The organism is Adhaeribacter terreus, from assembly GCF_042657365.1.
Classification (GTDB): Bacteria; Bacteroidota; Bacteroidia; order Cytophagales; family Hymenobacteraceae; genus Adhaeribacter_A; species Adhaeribacter_A terreus.
Genome location: NZ_JBHSKT010000003.1, coordinates 16,154 through 42,920, shown reverse-complemented (window position 1 = coordinate 42,920; position 26,767 = coordinate 16,154). Strand labels below are relative to the sequence as shown.

Below are 26,767 nucleotides of genomic sequence, written 5' to 3'. Positions count from 1 at the left end.
TATTTTTTTAATGTGCTGATGGTTTACTGAGCAAGGACGTTTGTTCATCAGATTAAAGCATTTTTTTTAATAAATTCTAAAAGTAAAAATGATAGCTTTTGAACACGAAAAACAGTCAGTCAAACAATTAACACATCAGCACATTAAACAATTAGCACATTAATATTACCCTTTCTCCATTGCTTTTAAAAGTTTTAAAACTAATTTTTCGGTGCCGCTCAAGTATTTATCGCCTTTTCCGGCATCGTGCTTTTTCAGGTAGGTCATTAGTTTATCTTCTTTAAAAAGATCTACAACCTGCGGGTGCACGTAATATTTGCTGCAAACGCTTGGCGTATTTCCCAGGTCTTTGGCTACACGTTTAAACGCTTCTTTCACGGTTTTTTCTTTTTCCAGTTCCGGATGTTCGTGCAACAGGTTTTCCAGACAGGCCACCATGCGCACGGTTCCACCCCAGGTCCGGAAATCTTTGGCAGAGAATTCGGTTTGCGTAATTTCCTTCAAGTAAACATTCAGATCGCCGGATTCTAACGTTTGCCGCTGACCATTTTCATCGTAATACTGAAAAAGATCCTGCCCCGGAATATCGCGGCATTTTTTTACGAGTTGCGCCAGCCGTTTGTCTTTAATTGTAATGCTGTGCGTTACTCCCTTTTTGCCTACAAATTCAAACTTTATTTCTTGTCCATTTATCTGCACATGCTTGTCGCGCAAGGTGGTAAGGCCGTAACTTTTATTCGATTTCGCATAATATTTATTCCCGATCCGAATAAGTGATTGATCCATTAAATTCAGGGCAATAGCCATAATTTTGCGGTGGTTCAAACCGTGCGAACGAAGATCGGCATCTATTTTTTTCCGGATCTCCGGCAATTGGTTTCCAAACGCGATCATGCGGCCAAACTTTGTTTGGTTGCGCGAATGCTGCCATAGCGGATGGTAAATATATTGCTTGCGGCCCTTGGCATCGCGGCCCGTAACCTGCAAATGTCCATTGGGCGAAGGGCAGATCCAGACATCCGTCCAAACAGGCGGAATTACGAGTTTCTGAATACGCTGGAGCGTTTTTTCGTCGGTTATAAGCTGGCCTTTGGTATCGAGATACGTTATTTTTTTACCTTTTTGCACCACGCGTATGCCGGGTTTGGTATCGGGCATATAGCGCAATCCCGCCTCGCTGGCAGAAAGCGTGGAATCGGCGTAAAGATTGTGCACATCGGTAGTTTTGGTTTTTGAAGGCATGCAGAAACGGTATGTTTTTATGTCCTGAAACTCGCAGCCAGCACCAAAGGTTACCTTACCGCATTTTGATTTATTATTTCCCGGTTTTATTTCCCAATTTTGCGGCCATGAATTCCAAGTATCTTTCCCTGAGTTTTATTTTTTATGCCTTGCGTTTATTTGGCGCAGCAGCTTTTAGTTTTTGGGTGCAGAGTTTACAAAGCGCGGCCTGGTTTTTTCTGGGCGGTATCGGCATTTTTACCTGGGCGCATTTCCTGAATCGCAAACATTACTGGGGTTTTACGGCTTTGCTGGGGCAATTATTTATAATGGCAACGGCATTGGGTTGGAATATTATTTCCTATTTCCGAAGCAAAGCCACCGGTGCCATAAGCATGCAGGTTTCCGAAACCGGCTTTATTATTTACAGCACTTTGTTTGTGATCACACTTGTGTATTTACTAATATCTACGAGCAATGCCGCCCGTATTCGCCAGGAATTAAACTGAACGTATTTAGAAATTTAGGTCAGCAAAAACGCTATGGTTTTGGGCAGAAAAAGTCATTAAGATCCATTTTTTCGAAAAATTAAAACCCAATATTTAAAAATCACCTATCATTGCGGCAAAATTTCCGTAAACGCTCCAACCAGAAACAGAAAAGGCAAATTTAAAACTGGCACGTTATTTTCTTTCTGGCAGAAATCCAGATCAAATTAAATTTTTATGAAACGATTATTTTCTTCTAACTTTTATGTAGCCGCTTTTATGGCTGCAGGCTTAATGCTCAGCAGCTGCGCTAAAGATAAGAACGGCGAACGCCTTATCTTCTCCATTGAAGACGACATAGCTTTAGGTAACCAGGTTGCTGCACAAACCGATTCTATTTACCGCTCCAAAGGCCAGCTTTTAGAACTCAACGATCCGCGCCCGAATGTTCAGGCTGCTTATGCGCAGATCAACAAAATTGTAGATAAAATTCTTACTTCCGACCAGGTTAGCTACGCGCAGGAATTTGGCTATGAAGTGAAGATCATTCACGACGACAACACGCTGAATGCTTTTGCTACGCCGGGCGGCCATATTTATGTATTTACGGGCATTATTAAAAAGCTCGACAACGAAGACCAATTAGCGGGTGTATTAGGTCACGAAATTGCCCACGCAGATCGCCGCCATACTTCCAAAGCGCTGGAACGTCAATACGGTTTAAGCGTGCTGCTTTCTATTTTATTAGGCGAAAACCAGAACCAGCTAGTAGAAATTGGCGCCGGTTTAGCTACCCTGAAATTTGGTCGTGACGCCGAAACTGAAGCCGATTTTTATTCCGTGGAATATTTAGGCGATACGCCATATACCTGCGACGGTGCAGCCGAATTCTTCAAGAAAATGCAGGATGAACAACAGGCCGGCAAGCCACCGGTTTTCCTGAGCACGCACCCGAACGATGAAGATCGTATTAAAGCAATTTCCGATAAAGCTATTGCTGATAAATGCGTGAAACCAGTGCAGCAAAGTTCAGTTTCTGATTATCAGACGCTGAAGAACAACCTGACTTTATAAGCCCAAAAACATACCGTTTTTTAAACAGCCCGAAAACCTTTCGGGCTGTTTTCGTTTAAGAGCATGTTGAAAAACCAATTTACTACATGATCTCCCAGCTCAAAAAACTACTTCTGAATAATACCGATAAAGCTGAAGATAAAATCGACGGCCTGATCTTCGATTTCCGCAACCGTTTCGGCTTGTTTGCCCCTTTGCAGATCGTTCCGTATCGCAGCTACGGAACGCCGGAAAGACTTTATGTAACCGGCCGCGTACTGGCCGATAAAAACGTAAGTGGCGCCGAAGAAAATCACAACGTCTGGGACAACCTCTGGAACATGTATAAACGGTTCGACAGCGACGAAGTGCCTAATGCGCAGCTTGTCATTAATTTCGATAATGTGGAGCATGAAGTCGTAACCGATGAAGAAGGCTATTTTACGCTGAACCTGAAACCTGAAAAACCACTGCAACTCCAGGATATCTGGCACCCGGTAGAAATTAAACTGAAAAATGCACCCGTAGCTTTTTCGGGAGAAATTAAAACGCAGGCCGAAGTTCTGGTACCACCACCCGATGCCGAATACGGTATTATCAGCGATATAGACGATACGGTAATTCAAACCGGCGCTACAAGTATGCTGGCTACGGCGCGCAACGTTTTTTTTAATAATGCCCGCACGCGCTTGCCTTTTGCCGGAGTTTCGGCATTCTATAAATCACTGCAATTAGGCCGGAACGGCAAACGAAATAATCCGTTCTTTTACGTGTCGAGCAGCCCTTGGAATACTTACGATCTGCTGCGCGATTTCCTGGATCTGAATGAAATTCCGGGCGGGCCGATCTTGCTGCGCGACTTAGGAATAGACCAAAATAAATTCATAAAAAGCGATCACCTTTCGCATAAAATGCGGGAGATTGAAAATATTCTGATCACTTATCCAAAGCTAAGTTTTGTATTGATCGGCGATAGCGGCCAGGAAGATGCGCGCATTTATGAGGAAGTAGTAAAAAAACACCCCGGCCGCATTCTGGCTATTTATATCCGCGATGTAAAAGTGGCCGAACGCTCCGAAATCGTGGTAAAAATTTCCGAAGGTTTAAAAGAACAAAAAGTAGAAATGCTGCTGATAGAAAATACGGTTAACGCCGCCGAACACGCCGCTAAAACCGGACTGATCTTTACAGAAACCATTCCGGAAATTAAGACGGAAAAAGCGCAGGATAAAGGCGAATTACCCGGCAAGGAAGAACCAAGCGTTACCCAACCGACCTAGCTCGAATGGTCAGATACGATCTTCCATTCTTCGTCGATCTTCCGGAACAACAAGGTAAAATAACCTTCCAGATTACCGGCGGTGCGGGTTATGGTCCATTTTCCGGTTACGTAAGCCGTGCTGGAATTAATGTCTTCTACGCGTAAAATTGTTAAAGCCAGCTGCCCCATCGCTTCGGCGTTCGGGTAGCTGCGCTGGTAGTTTTGCAGCGTTTTTTCCCAGCCGTAGGTTACGCCGTTCTTACCTATAAATTCCAGCGAATCAGATTTCCAGTAACCTTGCATATAACCATTCAGGTCACCTTTATTCCAGGCAATTACCTGCTGATCTAAAACATCTTTGGTTCTGGTTTTGGTACTTTCGGACCGGAATTTTGTGGACATGCAGCCCGCCAGGCAGCATAAAATCACGAGGGAGTAAATCGCTTTAAATCTCATTGTCTACCAGTGGTTTAATGAACATTTTCCCGCCCAGGTTTCGCATATTCCGGCGGATCTTTGCTCTTTTACGCACAATATATCCGGAAGGGTTTGTAACCGAAAATTTGATCGGGTTTGGCAAAACGGCAGCAATAGCAGCAGCCTCGTAAGCGTTCAGATCTTTGGCCGGTTTGTTAAAATATTTTTGTGCGGCCTGCTCAATTCCAAATACTTTATTGCCCATTTCCGCAATGTTCAGGTACATTTCCATGATGCGGTGTTTGCTCCAGAAAAGCTCGATGAGAATGGTGAAATAAGCTTCTACTACTTTGCGGATGTAACTGCGGCCGTGCCACAAAAACACGTTCTTAGCTACCTGCTGACTGATCGTGCTGCCGCCTACCACTCTCCTGCCCTTCTGGTTTTTCTGAAAAGCTTTGTGAATGGCATTGTAATCGAAACCGTTGTGGTGCGTAAAAAGCTGGTCTTCGGAAGCAATAAAAGCCAGCGGCACATGGTACGATACGTCTTCCAGTTCTACAAAATCGTAGCGGATCTTTTCGGAAGCGGTTTTGCTGTTTTGAGCAGGTGCAGCCCTGCGTTGCATCATAAGCAAAGTGGCCGGTGGCGAAAACCATTTATAAACCAGCACCCACAAAATGCTCATCAGAAAGAGCGTAAGTACCAGCTTGATAAACAGGAGCCTGATAAATTTTATTTGATTGCCGTAGCGCGACATATTATTTCTTTTAAGACTTCAAAGGTAAAATATTTCCGGCGGAAAACAGAAAGCACCTAAATTGGTTTATTTCTAAAGCAATTCCTGCTATTGGCTAGCCCGCAGCTGGTTATTATTTACCGGTATTACAACCATATTTGTTATAGGTTTGTAGCCGTTTTCAGCTTTTTGGAGTAATATGCAAAACCAATTCTAATTGAAGCCCATGTCCCGAATACTTCCACTGTTTCCGCTTAATATCGTAGTGTTTCCCGGCGAAAAACTGAACCTTCATATTTTCGAGCCCCGCTATAAGGAACTGATAACCGAATGTGCCAAAACAAATGCTACGTTCGGTATTCCTCCTTTTTTGACAGCCGGTGTAAGCGCGGTGGGCACCGAAATGCAAATTCTGAGCATCGAGAAAGAATACGGCGGTGGCGAACTGGATATTAAAACTAAAGGTATCGGCACTTTTCGGATCGATGAACTTTACCAGCAATTGCCCGACAAAGAATATGCAGGCGGAAAAATTACCGATATTGAAAATATTGATGATGAAGATATTATCATTAAAAACCGTATTACCGAACTGCTGTACCAGCTTTACGAAACATTGGGCTTAGCCAAACTTTACACAGATCTTTCGCAGGATTATAAGATCTTCGATATTGCGCACCATGTTGGTTTAACAACCGACCAGGAATTTGAGATTCTGGTGGCTGAAAGCGAAAGCACCCGCCAGGAAATTGTACTTGAACATTTATTGAAAGTGGTGCCGGTAGTTTTAGAAACCGAAAAACTGAAAGAGCGCGTAAAACTGAACGGCCACTTCAAGAACCTTTCGCCGCCAAATTTTTAAAGTATTTCAGGCAGCTTTTGCCCCTTATTTCCGTACGCCCGAATACGATGCTTACAGAAATACTGCTTATAATTATTTGCCTTTTACTAATACTTTTTGCTTATGCATTCTGGCGCGAATGGCAATACCGGCACCGCCCCTATTATCGGAAAACGGTATTGGATTGGGCCGAAAAAGTGCCTCCTGCTTCCAAGCCAGTTTATTCGGTAGTTCTTATCGGCGATACTGGCAATGTTGCTACTGATGGTTCTGATGCGGTATTGAATTTGCTGCAACGCTGGCTAAAAACTTCCGGCCAAAACAGCCGCGTTATTTTCCTGGGCGACAATATTTATCCGAAAGGCATACCGCCTGCTACCGATCGCCACCGTGAATCTGCCGAAGAAAAAATGCTGGCGCAGTTACGGATCTTCAAAAATTATGCTGGTAAAGTAACGTTTCTGAGCGGCAACCACGACTGGAATAAAGGCCGGGAAAATGGTTATTCTTTCGTATTGCGGCAGGAAGAATTTGTGCGCAGTTACCTGCCGGATGAAGAAGTTTATTTACCACAGAATGGTTGTCCCGGCCCGGTTAGCATTCAGATGGCGCCCGGTCTTTTACTGATCGTATTGAATACGCAGTGGTGGGTGCAGAAAGGAATAAGGCCTATTGGTGTTCAATATGGTTGTCCGCAGGAAAGTTCGGAAGAAATTCTGGCGGATCTGGTAAAGATCTTACGCCACAACCAGCACCAACGCATCTTAATTGCCGCGCATCATCCGCTTTACAGCAACTCCGTACACGGCGGAAAATTTACGGTAAAACAGCATTTGTTTCCGCTTACAGCCGCGCATAAAAAGTTCTACATTCCCATGCCTGGTTTTGGTTCGCTTTACCCGGTTTACCGCAAATTTATCGGGGCGGAAGAAGATATGTCGCACCCGCGTTATAAACGTTTGCGGCGGAAATTATTGCGCATTTTCAAGGAATACAATAATATTATTTACGCCGCCGGCCACGACCACAACTTGCAATATTTTCACATGTATGGCAATCATTTTATTGTAAGCGGAGCGGGCAGCAAAACTACATTTGTAAAAAAAGGTGGCAAAGCTACTTTCACCCACGAATGCAAAGGCTTTTTTGTCATCGATTATTACGAAGATGAAACCTGGCTGCGCATTCTGGAACCTGGCCCAGACAAGGAAACGGTAGAGATTTTCAGAATAAAACTCTGAAATTGAAATTTACTGAAGGGACTTTTTCCGGCCAAAACCCTACCGTTTTATTAGACTTTTCCGGCTTAAAACCATAGCGTTTTTAAACTGGCAAAGCTTCAAAAATTCTAAAACACAAAATTCAGCGAAGCATTATATGATAAGCTGCGGAGGTTGCGGTTCAGTTCGTTAAGCGGCAGAAAGTAGCTTACTTTATTGTCTATAAGAATATGCTTGCTTTTGAAAATTTCCACGCCCAGACCTATATTCAGGTTTGGATTAAAGGTATTATGCTTGTCGTTATTGCGGTTAATAATAAAGCCCCCGATCTGGTAGCAAGTATACAAATTCAGGTATTTGCGTTTGCCCCGGCCGAAATGACGGGGATAAAAATCCTGGCCGAAATTGATCAGGAATAATTCGTTGATGAGCGTGGAATCGGCGCGGTTATTATCTACTGCTTTATAAACGCCCAGATCAAGATAACTTTTGCCGCGCGTGAATAGATATTTGATCAGATAACCCTGATAAAGATCGTTGCTGGTTCCGGTTTTGGGGTTTTCCGGAAACAATAAACTATACTCTATGCCCGGCATGTTAACGAAGGCAATTTTCCGGTTTCCGGTAGGGTACGTTATTTCGTCGTAAATATTAATGGCAACAAAAACCAGCGAATCGTAATCTTCATAATTCCGGAGTTCTTGTTGTAGGCGTTTTCTGTTGTGCAGGCTATTTTCGAGCCGGCTTTGTAATTGTTGTTTTTGGGCGGCTTCTAAAGCAGCCTGGCGCAATTGTTCCTGCAACCGGTTCTGTTCTTCGGCTTCATCCTGAAGATTGATCTTTATCTGCCTGATATGCTGTTGAAAATCCTGGGAAGTAAGCGCATTTTCTACTACCCAGCCCAACGAAGGAATCAGGGAATCGAGCGCAGCCAGGTTATTTTCCGGCATTACAAATTCAGCCGAAATGCGCTCGGCCATTTCTTCTTTTTTCTGAATGCGAATGGAATGCTGGCGAATAAATTTATTGATCTTCGCCTTACTTTCCGGAAAATGCGTTGCGTAAACAGTGGCCCGTTTCTGGCTATTATAATTTTGTGCGAAAACCTTGATCTCACTTCCTATAAACAGAAACCAAAACCAAAAAACTATTTTTAAAACCTGCGAATATTTAGCCATAAAATTTCTAGCCTGAAAATGTAAAAGTCAGGCGAATGCAAATTAAATTGCTTTCACGTATGAACCATACATTTGCTGAATTTTTACGGCAAGAATTAGTGAATAAAGCCGGAATTAATACTCATCTTCCGAAGCCTGCATTTGTTTTGGAATTAAAAGGTGCAGGCTCTTTGGAAGAAGTTTTATCGTAATTTTTTCACCTAAATCCATAGGCTCACCGTCTACCTGCGAAACATCCTGCTCGGTATTGTAAATTTCTGCCTGTCGGCAACTGATCAGGCGCGAATAATCGGAGGCTTCTATAGAATCGTTGTAAAGGCGGTAAAGGATCTGCAGGCCGGAAGTTTTGGGAAAGGGCTCGATGATGCAGATCTCAAATTTACCGTCGTCAATAATGCCGGAAGGATTAATGGTAGCATTGCTGCCGAAAGCATTGGCATTTGTAATGGTTACCATGAAGGCGCGGCCTTTAAAATTACCGTTATCGGTCTCAATAGTGAACAGTTTTGGCTCATAACTCAGGTATTCCTGCATGGCTACAAAAGCGTAAGAAGTTGCGCCGCGCTTCTCCCCTTCGCTGAACTTTTTCACAACCAATGCATTAAAACCAAGATCGGTAAGATGTACGCAAATTTCATTGTTTACCGAAAGTGTATCGATGGCTTTAACCTGGTTCTGCAGCAAAATACCCAGCGCATCATCGAGCTCCTGCGGAATACCCAGATCTTTGGAAAGGCCGTTGCCGGAGCCCATTGGAATTATGCCCATGGGCGTGGAAGAATGAATTAATGCAGAGCCAACCAAATGCGAAGTACCGTCGCCGCCTACCGAAAAAACCGCCTGGTAACTTTCCTGTTTCAGAATTGCTTTCAGGTTTGCCAGATCGTTTTCGCCGGTTGTTTCAAAAAAAGCAAAATTGATCCGGTTTTGCAGACAGAATTCCTGGATCGTTTCGTTTACAGAGCCTTTTTCAATATCGCCCGAGATCGGATTTACCACAAATAATACGTTGGCAAGCTTGCTGGCAGCCATAATTATAAAATCATACTTTTTAACCCTGAAACTATACCGTTTTTTTGGCTTTAAATTAAACTGAAAAGTAATTTACTTGATTAAGCCTGAAGGCAAACCATTCGGATATTCTTTCTGAATTGCGCCCTGAATTTCACCAATACGATTCTCCGGGTTTGGGTGCGTTTGAAAGAAATCCATCCCACGGCTCCCGCCGGAAGCCTGGCTGAGAATTTCCATTACCTGGATCATGGCATTCGGATCGTAACCGGCTTCAGCTGTAAAACGAACGGCTAAACGGTCTGATTCCAACTCATCGTCGCGGCCATATTTCAGGGTCATCAGTTTTCCGATCATGGCTGCAGCGGCAGCGGCAGCGGCGGTACTTGGCCGGTCAGGGTCATAAACAGCAATTGCAGCGGCGCCGGTAAGCCCTTGGGTAAGCTTCGATTTAGCAATTTGTTCTGCTGAGTGGCGCGCAACTACGTGCCCAACTTCGTGCCCTAAAACTCCGGCAAGCTGGCCTTCTGTCTGCAGATTTTTAAGCAAACCGGCCGTTATAAAAATTTGTCCACCAGGCAAAGCAAACGCATTTACCGTATTTTCATCGGCTAATAAATGGAAATCGAATTCATAAGGCGAATCGCCTGCTTTGGTGCGGGACACGATCTGCTGCCCGATCTCTTTTACCCGGCGGCCTGCTTCCTGATCAGGGTGCAAACCACCGTATTGCCGGGCCATTTCTGGCGCAGCCTGTAAACCAAGGGCAATTTCCTGTTCGGTGGTCATGTCTACGTGCTGCATTTCGCCGGTAATTTCATTTTTTTCGCGTTTGCACCAATAAGTAACCAGCGAAAAACCAGCGATCAGGATGGCAATAATGTATCGGAGTGAGCCGCGCATATAAATTTTGATTGGTTGAATGATCGGGAAAACTTTAAAGAAGAATTGCCGCTAATTCCGGCAACTGTTGTGTGAACGCGGAAACGGAAATTGGGTTGCGCGAAAAACCCGTTAACCGAAAATGTAAATTGCCGTAAACTGCTTCTTTAAAAAGAACATAAACATGAACCTAAAACGAACTTTCGGCGCCATACTAACCGTGCTGGGCATTATTGGTATAATTATGGGCGCTTATTCTTTTATGAGCGGCGGTAAAAACGTTGCCGGCCTGAGCATGAATACCGCAACTGCGCTGGTACCCTTTATTGTAGGCCTGATCTTCTTCTTTTCCGGCATCAGCCTCATAAAAAATACCGGCGACCGGGCTTAAATTGTGCTCTTAAAAACGGTATGCTTTTAAACGAAAAAACCACTCCGGAAACAGAGTGGTTTTTTCGTTTTGCAGAAATCAGGTTTCTGAAAAAAAAATCTAAATATTATTCTGGGCTTTATCCAGTTCCATGGCAAATTTAGCTACGGCCGGCTCCAGATCGAGGTAAGGTGAATCGTATTTTGGTTCCGGACCGGCAATGAACAGGCAGGAATTATCTTTAATGGTTTGAATAATTTCCGGCGTTTGCGCTACGGGTAAAGCAGGGCAACCCTGGCTACGACCTAAACGACCATGTCGCGCTACAAAACTTTGGCTTACGTAGTTAGCGCCGTGAATAACAATGGCACGTTGCATCGCATTGGTATTAAAGCCTTTATCGATGCCATCTATTTTTAAAGAAAGGCCGTGTTTGCCGAAATAGGTCTGCCTGGTAACATAAAAGCCGAGGCTGCTTTTTTCAGATTGGGGCACATTGGAAAAATGGCGGGCAAAATTCTCACCGGAGTTTTTCCCATGGGCTACCAATGTTTTATAAAGGAGTTTCTTAGATTTCAGATCGATTATCCAAAGGCGGTTTTCGGAACTGGCTTTGTTGAAATCGATGATGCTTAGTACCGATTTTTTAACAGTATGCGGCTGATTGTTACGTTTCAGATTGTAATACCCGATCAGGGCTTTCCGGAAAATATCATAATCTAACCCGGCTTGCTGCAAATGCGCCCCGGTATAAGTATTATTGATATTCAGTTCAAAAGTAGCAATCCGTGCTGATTCAATTGTTAAATTGCGGTCTGCTACAGAAAATGAATTATTATTACTGTTAGCAGGTGAGGTTAGATTTAAGAAAAAGAGACCTGCAATTATCACCGTAAATCTGCGCATACTGAAAGAATTTTTTAATATTGTAGCTAAAGCAATGTTGAATATATGAATTTAGTTTCAAATCTGAAAAAAAAATTACAGAAAAACCGACAGTTTTCTAAACGCAATAAACTGACAATCAGAAACTTTATATTTTTTCTTTTTTTAGTTACAGCTTGTACTAAAAAGCTGCCGGAAAACAACTTTAATACCAAAGCCTGGCAAAACGACCCGCTGGCCTGCAATAATAACCGGTTGGAATTGCTGCCTGAATTAGAAAAAGTGCGGCCGCAACTGCTTGGTTTACGCGAAACGGAGATACAGAAGCTGCTTGGAAAACCTGACGCTACTTCTTTAACAGATCAAAGTGAACGGATCTATTTTTATTATATTGAACCCGGACCGCAATGTACCCAAAAGTCATACTTTTCCAGCGCAAATAAGTTACAGGTGCGCATGAATTCTATGGGGTTTGTAATTGAAATAAACTACGAGCAACCGGTAAAAAAATAGAGAAGCCACTCCGAAGGATTTCGGGGCGGCTTCTCCGTTTAGTTTGTTTTCACAGACAGAGCGGCATCGGCTAAGGTTCAAGATCCTCGGCCAGCGATTTATTTAAAGGTAATGGTTGCGTTAATTGCGGGCTTTCCGGTTCTTCATCGGCAGTTTTTTCTTCCGAAATCGTACCGTTTTCGTTAGCAGGTGGCAGGCTTTCTCTGAGTTTTTTTATTTCATCAGCCGGAATAACCAGGGAATTTTCATGCGTTGGAGAATTGGCCAATTGGGCAGGTTCTTCTTCGGTTAAGGAAATTTGCTCTTTGGTTTCCTGCTCTACGGCAATTGTTTCCGGTTTTTCTGTAGCAGAAATTTCGTTTTCAGATCCGGAGAATAAAGAATCTGTTTTTTCTTCGGAATTCGGTGCATTGTAAACTTCCTGCTCTTGATTCCACTCCTCATCTATAGCAGCCAGTTTAGCAGCTTTTTTAGGCGTTTTTACCGCAATCATTTTTACTTTTTGAGCGGTACTGTCTTCCGGATTTACAGAGAAGCAGGTTTTACATTCGCCATCGGGTTTTAATTCAGTTTTAGCTACCGTTTCAGTTTTAGCTACCGTTTCAGTTTTTTTGGCGGTATCGGCCTGCAAAGCAATTAAAGTGGCATTTTGCGGTCTCAGGCCATTCAATATACTTTCTTCTTCCAGGGTAAGTGGCTCGAAATCGGCAGTATCTTGTTTGGCAATGAGGGCAGAATCTATTTTTACAGCCGTGGCTTTCTCCAGAATGGCATGTATCCGATCGTTGAAAGTCGGCTCGGCAAGTTTTGGCGATTCTTCGGTTCGCTCAGCCAGTTGGGTTTCTCCGGCACCAGCTTTTAATATATTTTCCGGCGTTTCTTTTTCCGGCGTGCGGCCGTTCATGGCCAGGTATTCAGCGTATTGTTTAGTGGTTAACACTTTCTCAAATTCAGCATCGAATTGCAGTTCGAGTTCCAGTTTTTTTTTACTGTAATTTTCCGGATCGAAGCGGTACATGTTAGCCACCATTTCCAGCATTTCGTTGCGCTCGGTATTAATACTTTCTACTTTTTCGAATTGGGCCTGATTCAATAAAAGCCTGCGCATTAAATACTGGTTTTCCGCGGGAACATTAACTCTGCCGTGGTTCTCTATTGTGGGCACCTCAATAGTATTATGCTGAGCCCGGACTTGAAATAAAACAAGAAATAGAATTAAGAATAGTAAAGTAGTTTTCATAGAAGTAATGGTAAAAGAGCGAAAATTTCAGTAACTGGCTAGAAGTAGCAGCGAACTTCTATGTTTAATTAACGAGGTTACAAAATTTTAGGAGTTGCACTTTTTCAACACATCTGTAGTATTCTGAATAAATAACCGGAAATTCTATATAGTAAAATAACGGTATGAACAGGCACAAAAAAAGCCGGGCTTTCGGCCCGGCTCTTAAAGAAAATGAGCAAGAAAATTACTTTGTTAATTTATGGTCTGGCCGTTTATAATATTGCATGGCAATAAAAGAAGTAATTGCACCACCCACAAACCCGATCATGGTGATCACCATAAAAACGGTTGAAAGGGTGAGATTTTCGCCCATGACATTTTCACTCCGTAACACATTTATAATGTTTGAGCCAAAAAACTGGATGTTGATAAGCGTGAAAATTGCGAACATCAGCGACCCGACAATGGAAGTTAGCGTACCAACCCCGATACCCTGCAAATAATCCAGCCGGCCTTCGCGCCCGCGTTTCAGGCTAAGAATGGCCATACATATGAAAACTACGGTAATAAGAATAAAGCCAACCCGGAGTAAAGGTACTTCGACCAGGTTCGTAATTTGCAATAAAACACCATAAATGATCAGGCAAAGCCCGTTCAGGAAACCATACCAGGCGCCCGTTTTTTCGATGGAAGCAGAATTTAAAGCCATAGTTGTATTTTGGTAAAGTTTAGTAACAATTTAAGCAACAGAAATCCTCTGAAATTCTTGCTTTCAGGAATATTCTCATTTTCCTATACTTAATTTAGCGACCGAGTGTTGTGGTTTCACCTTGTTTTTTTCTTGCCTTCGTTTTTAAGTATTCATTTATAGCGTTTTATACCGGAACTAAACGGTATATAAATGCAGTTAAAAACCGATCTGGTTCGCGAAAGCCATTTTATTTACGTACTTTTGCGGCCGAAATACATACCATTTTTTCCTTCGATTTATGATCAGTACTTCCAACGTGAGCCTGGCGTACGGCAAGCGCACTTTATTTGAAGACGTAACTATTAAGTTTACACCCGGCAACTGCTATGGCCTTATTGGTGCCAACGGTGCGGGTAAATCTACTTTCCTTAAAATACTTTCCGGCGAAATTGATCCTCGTACAGGCACAGTAGAAATACCGGCCGGCATGCGTATGGCTATTTTAAAGCAGAACCATTTCGAATTTGATGAGATGCCGGTTTTGCAAACGGTAATTAAAGGCCACCAGCGCTTATTCGAAATTATTCAGGAAAAAGAAGCCATTTACGCTAAGCCTGATTTTTCGGAAGAAGATGGTATCCGGGCTTCGGAACTGGAAGGCGAATTTGCTGACCTGGAAGGCTGGAACGCCGAATACGAAGCTGCTGAATTGTTGAGTGGTTTGGGTATTAAAGAAGACCTGCATTATTCTTTAATGAAAGACCTGGGCGGTTCTGAGAAAGTGCGGGTTTTACTGGCGCAGGCTTTATTCGGTAACCCCGATATTTTATTGCTCGATGAACCTACCAACCACCTGGATTCTGAATCGATCCTGTGGCTGGAAAACTTCCTCGATAATTTTGCCAACACGGTAATTGTGGTTTCCCACGACCGTCACTTCCTGGATGCAGTTTGTACGCACGTTGCTGATATTGACTTTGGTAAGATCCAGATGTTTGCCGGTAACTATTCTTTCTGGTACGAATCGAGCCAGCTGGCTTTGAAACAGCGCACCGATGCCAACAAAAAAACCGACGACAAACGGAAAGAACTCGAAGAATTCATCCGCCGTTTCTCGGCAAACGCTTCCAAATCGAAACAGGCAACTTCGCGCCAGAAATTGCTGAATAAACTTACGCTGGAAGATATTAAACCTTCTTCGCGTAAATATCCTTACATCCAGTTCAAGCAGGAACGCGAAGCCGGAAACCAGTTGCTGGAAGTTACCGATCTGGAAAAATCAATCGAAGGCGAACTGATCTTTAAAGACGTAACCTTTACGGTTGAGAAAAACGATAAAATTGCCATTCTAGGTCGTAACGACTTAGCTGCTTCTGCTTTCTTCAAGATCATTATGGATGAAATGAAAGCAGATAAAGGCGAATATAAATGGGGTACCACCATTACCAACGCTTTCTTCCCGAAAGACAATGCTGAATATTTCAACACAGATCTGAACCTGGTAGATTGGCTGCGTCAGTATTCCGTAGAGAAAGACGAAAGCTTTATCCGTGGTTTCCTGGGCCGCATGTTGTTCTCTGGTGAAGAATCTTTGAAAAAGGCGAATGTGCTTTCCGGAGGTGAAAAAGTGCGTTGTATGCTGAGCCGCATGATGCTGCAAAGCGGTAACGTGCTGGTTTTAGATGAACCGACCAACCACTTAGACCTCGAATCTATCACGGCGCTGAACAACGGCCTGAAAGATTTCCAGGGTACGATTCTGTTCGCTTCGCACGATATGCAGTTCGTAGAAACCATTGCCAACCGCATTATCGAGCTGACACCAAAAGGCATTATTGACAAGCGCATGAGCTACGAAGAATACCTCGCTGACGAGAACATTAAAGCGCTTCGCCAGAAAATGTACGCTGAAAAAGTGTTAAGCTAAGCACAATTCTGTACTTTTAAAAAGCGTTACCGCTTAAAAACGAAACCCCTTATGACGCATCATCGCGGTTTACTTTTTCACCTGAAAACCATAGCGTTTCTGGTTATTTTTACGTGGCTGGCTATTCAGGATACTTTTGCGCAGGTTCCGGATACCGTTTACCAGAAACCGGAACTGAACACCGGTATGCCGCCAGCCGTGGTTACGCCGCCCGTAATTGTAATGCCGCCAACAGCGCCAGCAAAAGATACGGTAAAAGTAAAAGTGAAGGAAAAAGTAAAAACTGCGAAAGAACCAACCGAAGATAACCCGCTGGGCAAAAAGTACATTACCGGCGGCAGTTTTGGTATCTCGTTCGGTACATACACTTACATAAATGCGGCTCCCATTCTGGGATACCGGCTTACCGATAGAATTACCGTTGGAACCGGTTTGAGCTATTTCTACATCAACGATCCTTATTTTGAAGGTTCTTTGCTGGGCGGAAAGTTGTTTGCGCAGGGCATGGTTTATAAAACGTTCTTCGGGCACGCCGAATACGAACTGGTCGACTTCCGGAATAATTTTTCCGTGATACTGGCAGGTGCCGGTTACCGGCAAATGTTCAGCGAACGCGCCGGCTTAGACCTGATGGTGCTTTTTGATCTGAACCAGAACGGACGATCGTTTTATAGAAATCCGGTCATTCGTCCGGTACTGATCTTTAATTTGTAAGCTCCACTTTAAATCAAAAAAAAGCCGTTCCGAAGAAATTCAGAACGGCTTTTTTCTTTTAGCAATGCGTTGCTAAGCATTTCCGCGGATCAGGCGAAGAATTACGGCAATAACGGCAATAACCAGCAGTATATGAATAATATTACCTACAGAATCGCCGAAGCCTAAAAAGCCGATCAGCCACAGAATTACTAATACTAAAGCGATAATATACAATAAATTTCCCATGATGATGAATATGGTTGGTTTAACATTTATTTAAATAAAAAAAATTGATCACGCCCGACGTATGAGCCGGATAACCACCGCAATGATGGCAATTACGAGCAGAATGTGAATGATATTCCCAACTTCGTTTGGAAAGCCGAGAAAGCCGATGAGCCAGAAAATGACCAGGATTACGGCGATGATATAAAGCAAATTTCCCATAGTTTTTGTAAGTGTTTGAAAGCTTGTATTTGTTGGTATTATTATTCAGGCAACAGGTTCGTTAGTTTCAAAACGAAGCTTGATAAAGCCGATTTTAAAAGTTTTAAACCCGTTTTCCGGAATAATGATAGCTTGTACGCAGGAATATTGTAAAAGATTTATATAGAAAAATTTCTGGCCATAAACTGAAATATCAAATGCTCCTGATAAAAGATAAACTGCGGATTTTCAGGCCCATTCCCCTACCGATTTTTTTCACTCTTTTTTTAAGCAAAGCCGTTTAACTGGCTATTTTTTTTGGGGATCGGGTTAAAATTTTCGGCAAATTAGCCGTAGCTTTACAGGCAGAATTTGCATTGAAACATCATTTTTCTTTTAAACCGCCCTTTTTAATATGACACAAGTTGCAGTAATTGGATCCGGAACTATGGGTAATGGCATTGCGCACGTTTTTGCCCAGAATAATTACCAGGTTTCCCTTATCGATATTTCACAAGCCGCTTTAGACAAAGCACTTGCTACTATTTCTAAAAACCTGGACCGCATTGTAGCCAAAGGCAACTTAACCGAAGAGCAGAAAAAAACCACGTTAGGCAACATTACTACTTTCACGAGCATTGCTGAAGGTGTAAAAAATGCTGACCTGATCGTAGAAGCGGCTACCGAAAACGTAGATCTGAAACTGAACATTTTCCGGGAACTGGATCTGCACGCCAAGCCGGAAGCTATCTTAGCATCCAATACTTCTTCCATTTCCATTACCAAAATTGCTTCGGTAACCAACCGTCCGGAAAAAGTAATTGGCATGCACTTTATGAACCCGGTGCCGGTAATGAAACTGGTGGAAATCATCCGCGGTTATTCAACTTCCGACGATACCACCCGTCTTGTAATGGAAACTTCCCTGGTTCTTGGCAAAACGCCAACCGAAGTAAACGATTATCCGGGCTTTATTGCCAATCGTATTTTAATGCCGATGATCAACGAAGCGATCTACTCGTTATATGAAGGCGTGGCCGGCGTGGAAGAAATTGATACTGTTATGAAACTGGGAATGGCACACCCGATGGGTCCGTTGCAGTTAGCCGACTTTATTGGTCTGGACGTTTGCCTTTCTATTCTGAACGTATTGCACGATGGCTTCGGCAACCCGAAATATGCGCCGTGCCCGCTGCTGGTAAATATGGTTCAGGCTGGTCATAAAGGTGTAAAATCTGGCCAAGGTTTTTATAGCTGGACACACGGCACAAAAGAACTGGTTGTAGCCACCCGTTTTAAAAAAAAGTCTAACGAAGCTGCAATGGCTGAATAGCAGTTTTTGTGCTTAAAAGTATAGCGTTTTGAAAAGTCCCGGGAAGTAAGTCCCGGGACTTTTTTTTCCTATAAACAAAAAAAGGATGCCAGTTTTGGCAGTCTTTTTCATAGCGTTTTCTGCAATCTAAACCGCAACTGCGTGCTCACGCAAAGCATCATTCAGAGAAGTTTTCAGATCGGTGCTTTCTTTCCGCTGACCAATGATCAAAGCGCATGGAACCTGGTACTCGCCGGCGGCAAATTTCTTCGCATAGCTGCCCGGAATTACCACCGAACGGGCCGGCACATAGCCTTTATATTCTTTCGGCTCCGAACCCGTTACGTCGATGATCTTGGTGCTGCCGGTAATGCAAACGTTCGCTCCTATCACAGCTTCTTTTCCAATGCGTACGCCTTCTACCAAAATACTTCTGGAACCGATAAAGGCACCATCTTCAATAATAACCGGAGCAGCTTGTACGGGCTCTAAAACGCCGCCTAAACCAACGCCGCCACTCATGTGAACATTCTTGCCAACCTGCGCGCAGCTTCCAACAGTAGCCCAGGTATCTACCATAGTTCCTTCGTCTACGTAAGCGCCAATGTTTACATAAGACGGCATCATGATCACACCTTTGGCTACAAACGAACCGTAACGGGCAATGGCGTGCGGCACCACTCTTACTCCCAGCTGGGCATAGTTTTCTTTCAAGGCAATTTTATCGTGAAACTCGAAAGGACCTACTTTAATGGTCTCCATTTGCTGGATCGGGAAATACATGAGCACGGCTTTCTTTACCCACTCGTTCACTTTCCAGTTTTCACCTTCCGGCTCCGCCACCCGAATGCGGCCTTTATCCAGATCTTCCAGCACCGAACGGATCGCTTCCTGGGTATTTTTATCCTGCAGCAGGCTGCGGTCCTGCCAGGCATTTTCAATTATTGTTTGCAAGCTCATATAAGCATTCGTTAAATTTCCGGTTCAAAAATACTATATTTCGGCTGATGCGAAAAACCAGAATACTGCTTGCCACTATTTTAAAACCCGTGAACGATACCCGGATGTTCGAAAAATTCGGACAGTCGCTGGCAAAAGTACCGGGTGCAGAAGTTCACCTTATCGGGCAATCAAGTTCGCAGAAGTCAGAAAAAAGCAGTAATATATTCTTTCACCGGCTTCCCAATTTCAAAAGACTGAGTTTCAAACGAATATCAGCGCAATGGAAAATTTACAAAATCATCCATAAACTAAAACCTGAAGTAATAATTATTACCACCGCTGAATTACTGCCACTTATGGCAATTTGCAAGATTTTGTTTAAGGCGGAAATTTACTACGATGTTCAGGAAAATTACTTTAAAAACATAACCAGTCAGCCTACTTATCCGGCCTTACTGCGCCCGATGCTGGCTTATCCCTTGCGGCTCCTGGAAAAACTTTCCACCCGTTTTATTTCGCACTACTTTTTAGCCGAACGAAGTTATGCTACCGAAATGACTTTTTTAGCCGGAAAGCATACCGTTCTGGAAAACAAATTCAAACCCAACAAACATTTCGAATCCTGGAAAACTTTTCCGGTTACGGTAAACCCTGTTGAACTGCACCTGCTTTATTCCGGCACCATATCTGAAGTTTACGGTATGTGGGAAGCCATTGCATTAGCCGACCGGTTATTTGTGCTGAATAACAAAACAAAATTAACCATAATAGGTTTTTGCCCACAGGAAACTACCTATCGGAAGATCAGGAAAAACATTGCTGAAAAACCTTACATCAATCTGATCGGAGGAAATAAACTGGTACCGCATCCTGAAATCATAAAAGCGATTAACCATGCTTCAGTTGGCCTTTTACCGTACCGCGATAACCCCAGCACGCGCGATTGCATGCCAACCAAGCTTTTCGAATACCTGGCAAATTGTTTACCTGTGCTAATCCCGGAGAATCCGCTTTGGGAGGCAATGGTACAGCAATCTAAGGCAGGCTTCAGCGTTAATTTTACCGAACCCGATGCATTAAACATTTTAAACCGTTTAACGTCCGGCTCGTTTTATCCCGGTGGTCAACCGAAACATGTTTTCTGGCAGGAAGAAGAACGAAAATTGCTATCGTTTTTCAATGAAAAACTATTAAACAGCTAATCATTAATTTCTTATACTGTTTTATAATTTATTTTTAGACTTATCTAAACTTTCGCATAAACAACATATATTTGCATTATGGAAACGAAAACACTTCGCAATTCTAAAATAGCCGGGATCGGGCATTACGTACCGGAAAAAGTAGTTACCAACCACGATCTGGAAAAGATCATGGATACTTCTGACGCCTGGATCCAGGAACGGACCGGAATCAAGGAACGTCGCTATTTTGAGGAAGGAAAGGATACCACAGCTAATATGGGCGCCAAAGCATCGCTAAAAGCCTTGGAAATGGCTGGCCTGAAACCCGAAGACGTTGACATGATCATCTTTGCTACTCTGAGCCCTGATTACACTTTCCCGGGTTCCGGGGTTTTAATGCAGCGCGAACTTGGCTTACATAACATTCCAGCTTTGGATGTACGCAACCAATGCTCCGGGTTTATTTATGCTTTATCCGTTGGCGATCAGTTCATTAAGACCGGCATGTACAATAATATCCTGATTGTAGGCTCAGAAATTCATTCTTCCGGACTTGACTTTTCTACCCGCGGCCGGGCCGTTTCTGTGATCTTTGGCGATGGTGCCGGGGCTGCGATCCTCACTCCTGCCGAAAACAATGAAACCGGTATTTTAAGCACGCACTTACACGCCGAAGGGGAATTTGCAGAAGAGCTTGCCGTACTCGATCCGGGCAGCATCAAGCAGGAACGCCTGACGCATGAAATGATCGACGAAGGCACGATTTATCCATACATGAACGGCAGTACGGTTTTTAAACACGCCGTGCAACGCTTCCCGGAAGTAATTAATGAAGCACTTCAGGCAAATGGCTATAAACCTACTGATATTGACATGCTTATACCTCACCAGGCTAATCTGCGTATCACGAGTTTTATTCAGCAAAAAATGGGCTTACCGGAAGAAAAAGTGTATAGCAATATCCAGCGTTACGGCAATACAACAGCTGCATCCGTACCGATCGCTTTGAGCGAAGCGGTGGGTGAAGGCAAGATCAAAAAAGGCGATCTGGTTTGCCTGGCAGCGTTTGGCTCCGGCTTCACTTGGGCTTCGGCGCTTATTCGCTGGTAATTTAAATTGCTAAATGGTTAAATTGTTTAATAGCTGGTACTATCAGCATGAAAGCGAATGAGTTTTTTAAGTAAGAACCCTAACGTTTCCAGAAAAATACAGAGAGCATAAAAGCATTTCCCTAGAATAATTTTAAATCAACAATTTAGCCATTTAACAATTCAACAATTTAAAAATGCTAAGCTTTACCGAAGAGAATTACATCAAGGCGATCTACAAGCTTTCGCAGGACGGCGACGGGGCGGTGAGCACCAATGCCATTGCGGAAGTAATGCAGACCAAAGCGGCTTCGGTAAGCGATATGTTGCGACGGCTGAACGAAAAAGAGATCATCAATTACGTAAAATACCGGGGCGTAACGCTTACGGAAGAAGGAAGAAAAACGGCCCTTCAGCTGGTTCGTAAGCACCGGCTTTGGGAAGTTTTTCTGGTAGATAAGCTGAAATTCAACTGGGATGAAGTTCATGAAGTGGCAGAAGAATTAGAGCATATCAATTCCGAATTGATGGTTAAAAGGCTCGATGAATTCCTGGGCTACCCCAAATACGATCCGCACGGCGACCCGATTCCAACGGAAGAAGGACACATGGCGGTGAAGCAGCAGATCTTACTTTCGGAGCTGGAACCGGGTCAGGCAGGCATTGTGATGGGGGTAAAAGATTCGCAGCCGCTCTTTTTGCAGTACCTCGATAAAGTAGGGATCTACCTCGGTGCCAAGATTAAAGTAACCGATAAAGTAGCCTACGACAACTCTTTGGAGATCAACTTAGACAGTAAAAAACAATTATCGGTTTCCAGCGAAGTTTCCAAGAATATTTTTGTATCAGTTTAAAGCAAAACGGTAGGGTTTCAGGCTTAAAAACTCATAGAACACTTACCCTTTCCCAATAAATTTCCTTTTAGATTACCAATGCTGCAAGATACAAATCACGGTTCCCGATCTTTAGACGAAGTTCACTCTTCCGTAGATACTACGGCGCACAAAGGCTTTTTTAAAAAATTGCTGGCTTTCATGGGCCCGGCTTACCTGGTAAGTGTCGGCTACATGGACCCGGGAAACTGGGCTACTGATATTGCCGGGGGAAGCCAGTTCGGGTATAAACTGATCTGGGTTCTGGTAATGTCGAACCTGATCGCGTTGCTGTTGCAAAGTTTAAGCGCACGGTTAGGCGTGGTACGCGGCAAAGATCTTGCGCAGGCTTCCCGCGAATCGTATCCGAAATGGGTGAATATCCCGCTTTACGTACTGGCCGAAATTGCTATTGCCGCCACGGACCTGGCCGAAGTTTTGGGTATGGCGATCGGTTTGCAACTCCTTTTCGACATTCCATTATTATGGGGTGTGGCGCTAACCGTGCTCGATACTTTCCTGCTGCTTTTCCTGATCAACCAGGGTATGCGCAAAATGGAAGCCTTTATTTTAGTGCTGATATCAATTATTGGCGGAGCATTTTTTCTGCAAATGATCTTCGCCCAACCCGAACTTCCGGCGCTGGCGCAAGGCTTAATTCCCAGCATTCCGAACAACACCGCGCTCTATATTGCCATTGGTATAATCGGGGCAACGGTTATGCCGCATAATCTATACCTCCATTCCTCCCTGGTGCAAACCCGTAAATTCGAAAGAAACGACGAAGGCATCAGGCGTGCCCTGAAATTTAACTTCATCGATTCGGCCATTGCCCTAAACTTAGCACTATTTGTAAATGCGGCGATTCTGATTCTGGCTGCAGCGGCTTTCTATAAAAATGGCATGTTTAATGTTTCGGAAATTCAGGATGCGCATAAATTCTTAGCGCCGCTCTTAGGTACCAAGTGGGCGCCGATTCTGTTTGCCGTTGCTTTAATTGCCGCCGGACAAAGCTCAACGCTAACAGGAACTTTGGCTGGTCAGATCGTGATGGAAGGTTACCTGAACCTGCGCATCCAGCCCTGGCTCCGAAGAATGATTACCCGATTAATTGCAGTACTGCCCGCTTTATTTGTGATCTATTATTTCGGCGAGGATAAAACCGGACAAATGCTGGTTTTTAGCCAGGTTATTCTAAGTATGCAGCTTGGTTTTGCCATTATTCCGCTCATTCATTTTGTGAGCAATAAAAGCCGGATGGGAAATTTTGCGATCGGGCCTTTCATTAAAATTGCCGCCTGGATCTGTGCCCTTATCATTGTTTCGCTCAACATTAAACTGGTTTACGAGGCAATTATGGAGTGGCTGAGTATTACCAATTACCCTACCGTTGTCTGGCTCACGGTAATTCCTGTTTTAAGTAGCGCAGGTATTTTATTACTTTACATAACTTTCCAACCTTTAATCACTACCGCTTTAAAACACAAATTCACAGTGCCGCACGGCAAAGGTGCATCGTTAGTAAACCTGAAAAAACCGGCATACAGCCGCATTGCAATCACAGTAGATTTTACGAATTCCGACCGCAACGCGATCAAAAACGCAATGGCTTTAGGCCATACCGAAGCCCGATATTTGCTCATTCACATTGTAGAAAGCGTTGGAGCATTGGTTATGGGAAAAGACATTATCGATTTTGAAACTTCCGAAGACAAACTAAATCTGGAACGATATGCCAGCGAATTGCGCGACCAGGGTTTTACAGTTGAAATTGCATTAGGCTACGGTAACCCGAAAAAACGCATTCCCGAACTGGTAAAAGATTTCCGTTCCGATCTGTTGGTAATGGGTTCACATGGCCACAAAATGATGAAAGACCTGATCTACGGCGAAACTATAAATACCGTGCGGCACAGCGTAGATATTCCGGTACTGATCGTAAAAGCCTGAAATAAAAGCAGCATGAAAGGCGTTGATGTATCAGAATGCGTAAAAACATTATCTTTGTAAAGCACATACTTTTCAGCCATGAAACCATACCGTTTTTTAGGTCTTTTTCTTCTAGTTTTCGCCGCTATGGCTTTCCGTTTTTCTTCCCCGGATAAGGAGAAAGATAAAAAAGAAGCCATTAACTGGATCACCATTCAGGAAGCGGAAAAACTGAACAAAAAACAACCGCGCAAGATCGTGATCGATATTTATACGGATTGGTGCGGCTGGTGCAAAAAAATGGATAAATCGACTTTCGCCGATGAGAAAACCGCAGCTTACGTAAACAAACATTACTACGCCGTAAAACTGGACGCTGAAACGAAAGAGGAAATAATTTTGAACGGAAAAACCTACCGTTTCAACCCCAAATATGGCGTAAACGAAATAGCTGCCGAATTGCTACAAGGCAAAATGGGCTACCCAAGCACCGTTTACCTCGACGAAAAATTTAATATGCTGGCTCCGGTTATGGGCTTCTACGACGTTAAAAAATTCGACAATCTGCTCCGCTATTTTGCCGAAAATCATTACAAAAATGGTTCGTTCGATGACTTTGTAGCGAAGAATCAATAGCGTTTCCTGGGAAATGCTATTTGTTTCTAAAATCTATTTCTCAAAACAGCATCAATTTCGCTTCAAAAAGTAAACCTCCCCCTAACCCCCTCCAAAGGGGGACTTTATCGGATAATGTGTTTAAATAACAATCACGATCTGCGAAGAGTCCCCCTTTGGAGGGGGTTAGGGGGAGGTTCACATCTACACAAGTTCTCTAATTATTTACCAAATTGAATTTCCCTTCTAACGATACTATTGTCGCGCTTGCTACGGCGCAAGGTCCCGGTGCCATTTCCGTGATCCGCCTTTCCGGACCGGAAGCCATTTCCCTTACCAATAAAGTTTTCAGGGGCAAAGACCTGGAAAAACAAGCTTCCCATACCTTACATTTCGGTACCATTCGCGAAGGTGAACGCCTGATCGATGAAGTGTTGGTGAGTTTATTTGTGGCGCCTCACTCCTATACCAAAGAGAACGTGGTAGAGATTTCATGCCACGGTTCCGAATACATTGTTGCCGAAATCATAAAGCTGTTTTTACGCGAAGGTGCCCGTTTGGCTGAAGCCGGCGAGTTTACCAAACGCGCTTTTCTGAATGGTCAGATGGACCTGGCGCAAGCCGAAGCCGTTGCCGATCTCATTTCTTCTAATTCACGGATGAGCCACGAAGTTGCCATGAAACAAATGCGCGGCGGCTTTTCTCAGGAGATTAAAAATCTGCGCGCGCAACTGGTGCACTTTGCCAGCATGATTGAACTGGAACTCGATTTCGCCGAAGAAGATGTAGAATTTGCTGACCGCAGTGCCTTACGCAAACTGATCGCTGAAATTCAGAAACTGCTTCGCCATTTACTGCAAAGTTTCGAACTAGGCAACGTGCTAAAAAACGGCGTTCCTACGGTAATTGTAGGTAAACCAAATGCCGGCAAATCTACTTTACTGAACGTGCTGTTGAACGAAGAAAAAGCTATCGTCTCCGATATTCCCGGCACTACCCGCGATTTTATTGAAGATGAAGTTTCTATCGAAGGCATCCGTTTCCGGTTTATAGACACCGCTGGCCTGCGCGAAACGGAAGATAAAGTAGAAGCTTTAGGGGTAGAGCGCACGCGCCAGAAAGTGGAAGAAGCGGCTTTGGTCATTTATCTTTTCGATATCAATTCCACAACTCCCCAAGAACTTCAGCAGGAAATAACCGACCTGAAAACATCCGGCAAACCGGTAATTTTGGTTGCCAACAAAATAGACGCGGACCAAAACCAGCTTCAACAATTCGATCAGTTAGAAAACCTTGTTGGCATATCTGCATCACAAAAACTACACATTCCGGAGCTAAAAAACGCTATCGTTTCGCAGGTAAAAACTGCCAATTTACAAGACCGCAGTCAAACCATCGTAACCAACCTCCGCCACGTAGCCAGCCTGGAAAAAACCTATGCTGCATTAGACGATGTATTGCATGGATTAGACCTAGGAATCAGCAGCGAACTCGTAGCTTCCGATATCCGCAGAGCTTTACATGCACTGGGAGAAATTACCGGGGAAATTACAACGGACGATCTTTTGGAGAATATTTTTAGTAAGTTTTGTATCGGGAAATAACCCCCATAAATAACCAAATACCAAACCCCTACAAAAACAGCCTTTAACTACGTGTTAAGGGCTTTTTTATTGCCTTAACTTATCGGTTTATTTATTGGTATTACCCCTTTGTTTTGTTTATATTTGTACCTCATTTGTACCCCGAAAGCTAAAGGGGCTTTTTTTAGCCTGTTTTTGTAC

The 26,767-nt window shown here is 43.6% G+C and carries 28 protein-coding genes; 16 read left to right on the top strand and 12 right to left on the bottom strand.

Annotated elements, in window-relative coordinates:
- Positions 1-165 precede the first annotated feature (165 nt).
- Complete coding sequence (locus tag ACFPIB_RS05550) at positions 166-1,242, bottom strand: DNA topoisomerase IB (protein WP_378016442.1); 1,077 nt, start codon at positions 1,240-1,242, stop codon at positions 166-168.
- A gap of 107 nt (positions 1,243-1,349) precedes the next feature.
- Here ACFPIB_RS05550 and ACFPIB_RS05545 point away from each other — a divergent pair, with 107 nt between their 5' ends.
- The 3 genes from ACFPIB_RS05545 to ACFPIB_RS05535 all read left to right on the top strand — a co-directional run bounded on the left by ACFPIB_RS05545 (position 1,350) and on the right by ACFPIB_RS05535 (position 4,042).
- Positions 1,350-1,730, top strand: coding sequence for a hypothetical protein (locus ACFPIB_RS05545; RefSeq protein ID WP_378016441.1), 381 nt, complete (start codon positions 1,350-1,352; stop codon positions 1,728-1,730).
- Between the two features lie 216 nt (positions 1,731-1,946).
- Complete coding sequence (locus ACFPIB_RS05540; RefSeq protein WP_378016440.1) at positions 1,947-2,783, top strand: M48 family metalloprotease; 837 nt, start codon at positions 1,947-1,949, stop codon at positions 2,781-2,783.
- An 86-nt stretch (positions 2,784-2,869) separates the two neighbouring features.
- A complete protein-coding gene (locus ACFPIB_RS05535; protein WP_378016439.1) occupies positions 2,870-4,042 on the top strand; it encodes an App1 family protein in 1,173 nt (390 codons plus the stop codon).
- Here the strand turns inward: ACFPIB_RS05535 and ACFPIB_RS05530 are convergent.
- On the bottom strand, positions 4,039-4,479 hold the full coding sequence (locus tag ACFPIB_RS05530; RefSeq protein ID WP_378016438.1) for a YybH family protein: 441 nt from the start codon (positions 4,477-4,479) through the stop codon (positions 4,039-4,041). The genes ACFPIB_RS05535 and ACFPIB_RS05530 overlap by 4 nt on opposite strands.
- Positions 4,469-5,200 carry a monofunctional biosynthetic peptidoglycan transglycosylase gene (mtgA, locus tag ACFPIB_RS05525; protein ID WP_378016437.1) on the bottom strand — a complete coding sequence of 244 codons (732 nt, stop codon included), beginning with the start codon at positions 5,198-5,200 and terminating at the stop codon, positions 4,469-4,471. Before mtgA ends, ACFPIB_RS05530 begins: the two co-directional genes overlap by 11 nt.
- Before the next feature lie 205 nt (positions 5,201-5,405).
- Here mtgA and ACFPIB_RS05520 point away from each other — a divergent pair, with 205 nt between their 5' ends.
- Both ACFPIB_RS05520 and ACFPIB_RS05515 read left to right on the top strand, forming a co-directional pair.
- Positions 5,406-6,041, top strand: coding sequence for an LON peptidase substrate-binding domain-containing protein (locus tag ACFPIB_RS05520; RefSeq protein WP_378016436.1), 636 nt, complete (start codon positions 5,406-5,408; stop codon positions 6,039-6,041).
- Positions 6,042-6,088: 47 nt separating this feature from the next.
- Positions 6,089-7,261 (top strand): metallophosphoesterase, encoded by a 1,173-nt coding sequence (locus tag ACFPIB_RS05515; protein WP_378016435.1) that lies wholly within the window; start codon positions 6,089-6,091, stop codon positions 7,259-7,261.
- 107 nt (positions 7,262-7,368) lie between these two features.
- On the opposite strand, the gene ACFPIB_RS05510 is transcribed toward ACFPIB_RS05515, so the two are convergent.
- The 3 genes from ACFPIB_RS05510 to ACFPIB_RS05500 all read right to left on the bottom strand — a co-directional run bounded on the left by ACFPIB_RS05510 (position 7,369) and on the right by ACFPIB_RS05500 (position 10,332).
- Positions 7,369-8,418, bottom strand: coding sequence for a hypothetical protein (locus ACFPIB_RS05510; RefSeq protein ID WP_378016434.1), 1,050 nt, complete (start codon positions 8,416-8,418; stop codon positions 7,369-7,371).
- A gap of 114 nt (positions 8,419-8,532) precedes the next feature.
- Positions 8,533-9,450 carry a diacylglycerol/lipid kinase family protein gene (locus ACFPIB_RS05505; RefSeq protein WP_378016433.1) on the bottom strand — a complete coding sequence of 306 codons (918 nt, stop codon included), beginning with the start codon at positions 9,448-9,450 and terminating at the stop codon, positions 8,533-8,535.
- Positions 9,451-9,522: 72 nt separating this feature from the next.
- A complete protein-coding gene (locus ACFPIB_RS05500; RefSeq protein ID WP_378016432.1) occupies positions 9,523-10,332 on the bottom strand; it encodes a M48 family metalloprotease in 810 nt (269 codons plus the stop codon).
- A 163-nt stretch (positions 10,333-10,495) separates the two neighbouring features.
- On the opposite strand from ACFPIB_RS05500, the gene ACFPIB_RS05495 reads away from it, so the two are divergent.
- Entirely contained in the window at positions 10,496-10,702 is a 207-nt protein-coding gene (locus ACFPIB_RS05495; protein WP_378016431.1) for a hypothetical protein, read from the top strand.
- A 99-nt stretch (positions 10,703-10,801) separates the two neighbouring features.
- On the opposite strand, the gene ACFPIB_RS05490 is transcribed toward ACFPIB_RS05495, so the two are convergent.
- Positions 10,802-11,587, bottom strand: a complete 786-nt coding sequence (locus ACFPIB_RS05490) for a murein L,D-transpeptidase catalytic domain family protein (RefSeq protein WP_378016430.1) — start codon at positions 11,585-11,587, stop codon at positions 10,802-10,804.
- A 45-nt stretch (positions 11,588-11,632) separates the two neighbouring features.
- Here ACFPIB_RS05490 and ACFPIB_RS05485 point away from each other — a divergent pair, with 45 nt between their 5' ends.
- The gene (locus ACFPIB_RS05485) at positions 11,633-12,079 is read left to right on the top strand and encodes a hypothetical protein (RefSeq protein ID WP_378016429.1); all 447 of its coding nucleotides are present in this window, start codon (positions 11,633-11,635) and stop codon (positions 12,077-12,079) included.
- A 70-nt stretch (positions 12,080-12,149) separates the two neighbouring features.
- Here ACFPIB_RS05485 and ACFPIB_RS05480 read toward each other — a convergent pair whose 3' ends face one another.
- Both ACFPIB_RS05480 and ACFPIB_RS05475 read right to left on the bottom strand, forming a co-directional pair.
- A complete protein-coding gene (locus tag ACFPIB_RS05480) occupies positions 12,150-13,187 on the bottom strand; it encodes a hypothetical protein (RefSeq protein WP_378016428.1) in 1,038 nt (345 codons plus the stop codon).
- Positions 13,188-13,545: 358 nt separating this feature from the next.
- The gene (locus ACFPIB_RS05475; RefSeq protein WP_378016427.1) at positions 13,546-14,010 is read right to left on the bottom strand and encodes a hypothetical protein; all 465 of its coding nucleotides are present in this window, start codon (positions 14,008-14,010) and stop codon (positions 13,546-13,548) included.
- Between the two features lie 280 nt (positions 14,011-14,290).
- Here ACFPIB_RS05475 and ACFPIB_RS05470 point away from each other — a divergent pair, with 280 nt between their 5' ends.
- Positions 14,291-15,919, top strand: a complete 1,629-nt coding sequence (locus tag ACFPIB_RS05470; RefSeq protein ID WP_378016426.1) for an ABC-F family ATP-binding cassette domain-containing protein — start codon at positions 14,291-14,293, stop codon at positions 15,917-15,919.
- Between the two features lie 51 nt (positions 15,920-15,970).
- Positions 15,971-16,633: a hypothetical protein gene (locus tag ACFPIB_RS05465; protein WP_378016425.1), complete on the top strand. Its 663-nt coding sequence runs from the start codon at positions 15,971-15,973 to the stop codon at positions 16,631-16,633.
- 72 nt (positions 16,634-16,705) lie between these two features.
- Here the strand turns inward: ACFPIB_RS05465 and ACFPIB_RS05460 are convergent, their stop codons facing one another.
- Positions 16,706-16,861: a lmo0937 family membrane protein gene (locus tag ACFPIB_RS05460; RefSeq protein ID WP_200505579.1), complete on the bottom strand. Its 156-nt coding sequence runs from the start codon at positions 16,859-16,861 to the stop codon at positions 16,706-16,708.
- A 48-nt stretch (positions 16,862-16,909) separates the two neighbouring features.
- Positions 16,910-17,062, bottom strand: coding sequence for a lmo0937 family membrane protein (locus ACFPIB_RS05455; RefSeq protein ID WP_378016424.1), 153 nt, complete (start codon positions 17,060-17,062; stop codon positions 16,910-16,912).
- Positions 17,063-17,456: 394 nt separating this feature from the next.
- On the opposite strand from ACFPIB_RS05455, the gene ACFPIB_RS05450 reads away from it, so the two are divergent.
- Positions 17,457-18,374: a 3-hydroxyacyl-CoA dehydrogenase family protein gene (locus ACFPIB_RS05450; RefSeq protein ID WP_378016423.1), complete on the top strand. Its 918-nt coding sequence runs from the start codon at positions 17,457-17,459 to the stop codon at positions 18,372-18,374.
- A gap of 126 nt (positions 18,375-18,500) precedes the next feature.
- Here the strand turns inward: ACFPIB_RS05450 and ACFPIB_RS05445 are convergent, their stop codons facing one another.
- Positions 18,501-19,313 (bottom strand): 2,3,4,5-tetrahydropyridine-2,6-dicarboxylate N-succinyltransferase, encoded by an 813-nt coding sequence (locus ACFPIB_RS05445; protein ID WP_378016422.1) that lies wholly within the window; start codon positions 19,311-19,313, stop codon positions 18,501-18,503.
- Between the two features lie 47 nt (positions 19,314-19,360).
- On the opposite strand from ACFPIB_RS05445, the gene ACFPIB_RS05440 reads away from it, so the two are divergent.
- From ACFPIB_RS05440 to mnmE, 6 genes are all read left to right on the top strand, one after another.
- Positions 19,361-20,497, top strand: coding sequence for a glycosyltransferase family protein (locus ACFPIB_RS05440; RefSeq protein ID WP_378016421.1), 1,137 nt, complete (start codon positions 19,361-19,363; stop codon positions 20,495-20,497).
- 78 nt (positions 20,498-20,575) lie between these two features.
- On the top strand, positions 20,576-21,589 hold the full coding sequence (locus tag ACFPIB_RS05435) for a 3-oxoacyl-ACP synthase III family protein (protein WP_378016420.1): 1,014 nt from the start codon (positions 20,576-20,578) through the stop codon (positions 21,587-21,589).
- Positions 21,590-21,764: 175 nt separating this feature from the next.
- Complete coding sequence (locus ACFPIB_RS05430) at positions 21,765-22,421, top strand: metal-dependent transcriptional regulator (protein WP_378016419.1); 657 nt, start codon at positions 21,765-21,767, stop codon at positions 22,419-22,421.
- 78 nt (positions 22,422-22,499) lie between these two features.
- Positions 22,500-24,389: an Nramp family divalent metal transporter gene (locus ACFPIB_RS05425; RefSeq protein ID WP_378016418.1), complete on the top strand. Its 1,890-nt coding sequence runs from the start codon at positions 22,500-22,502 to the stop codon at positions 24,387-24,389.
- 126 nt (positions 24,390-24,515) lie between these two features.
- Positions 24,516-25,004, top strand: coding sequence for a thioredoxin family protein (locus ACFPIB_RS05420; protein WP_378016417.1), 489 nt, complete (start codon positions 24,516-24,518; stop codon positions 25,002-25,004).
- Positions 25,005-25,216: 212 nt separating this feature from the next.
- Complete coding sequence (gene mnmE, locus ACFPIB_RS05415; RefSeq protein WP_378016416.1) at positions 25,217-26,587, top strand: tRNA uridine-5-carboxymethylaminomethyl(34) synthesis GTPase MnmE; 1,371 nt, start codon at positions 25,217-25,219, stop codon at positions 26,585-26,587.
- Positions 26,588-26,767: the final 180 nt, after the last annotated feature.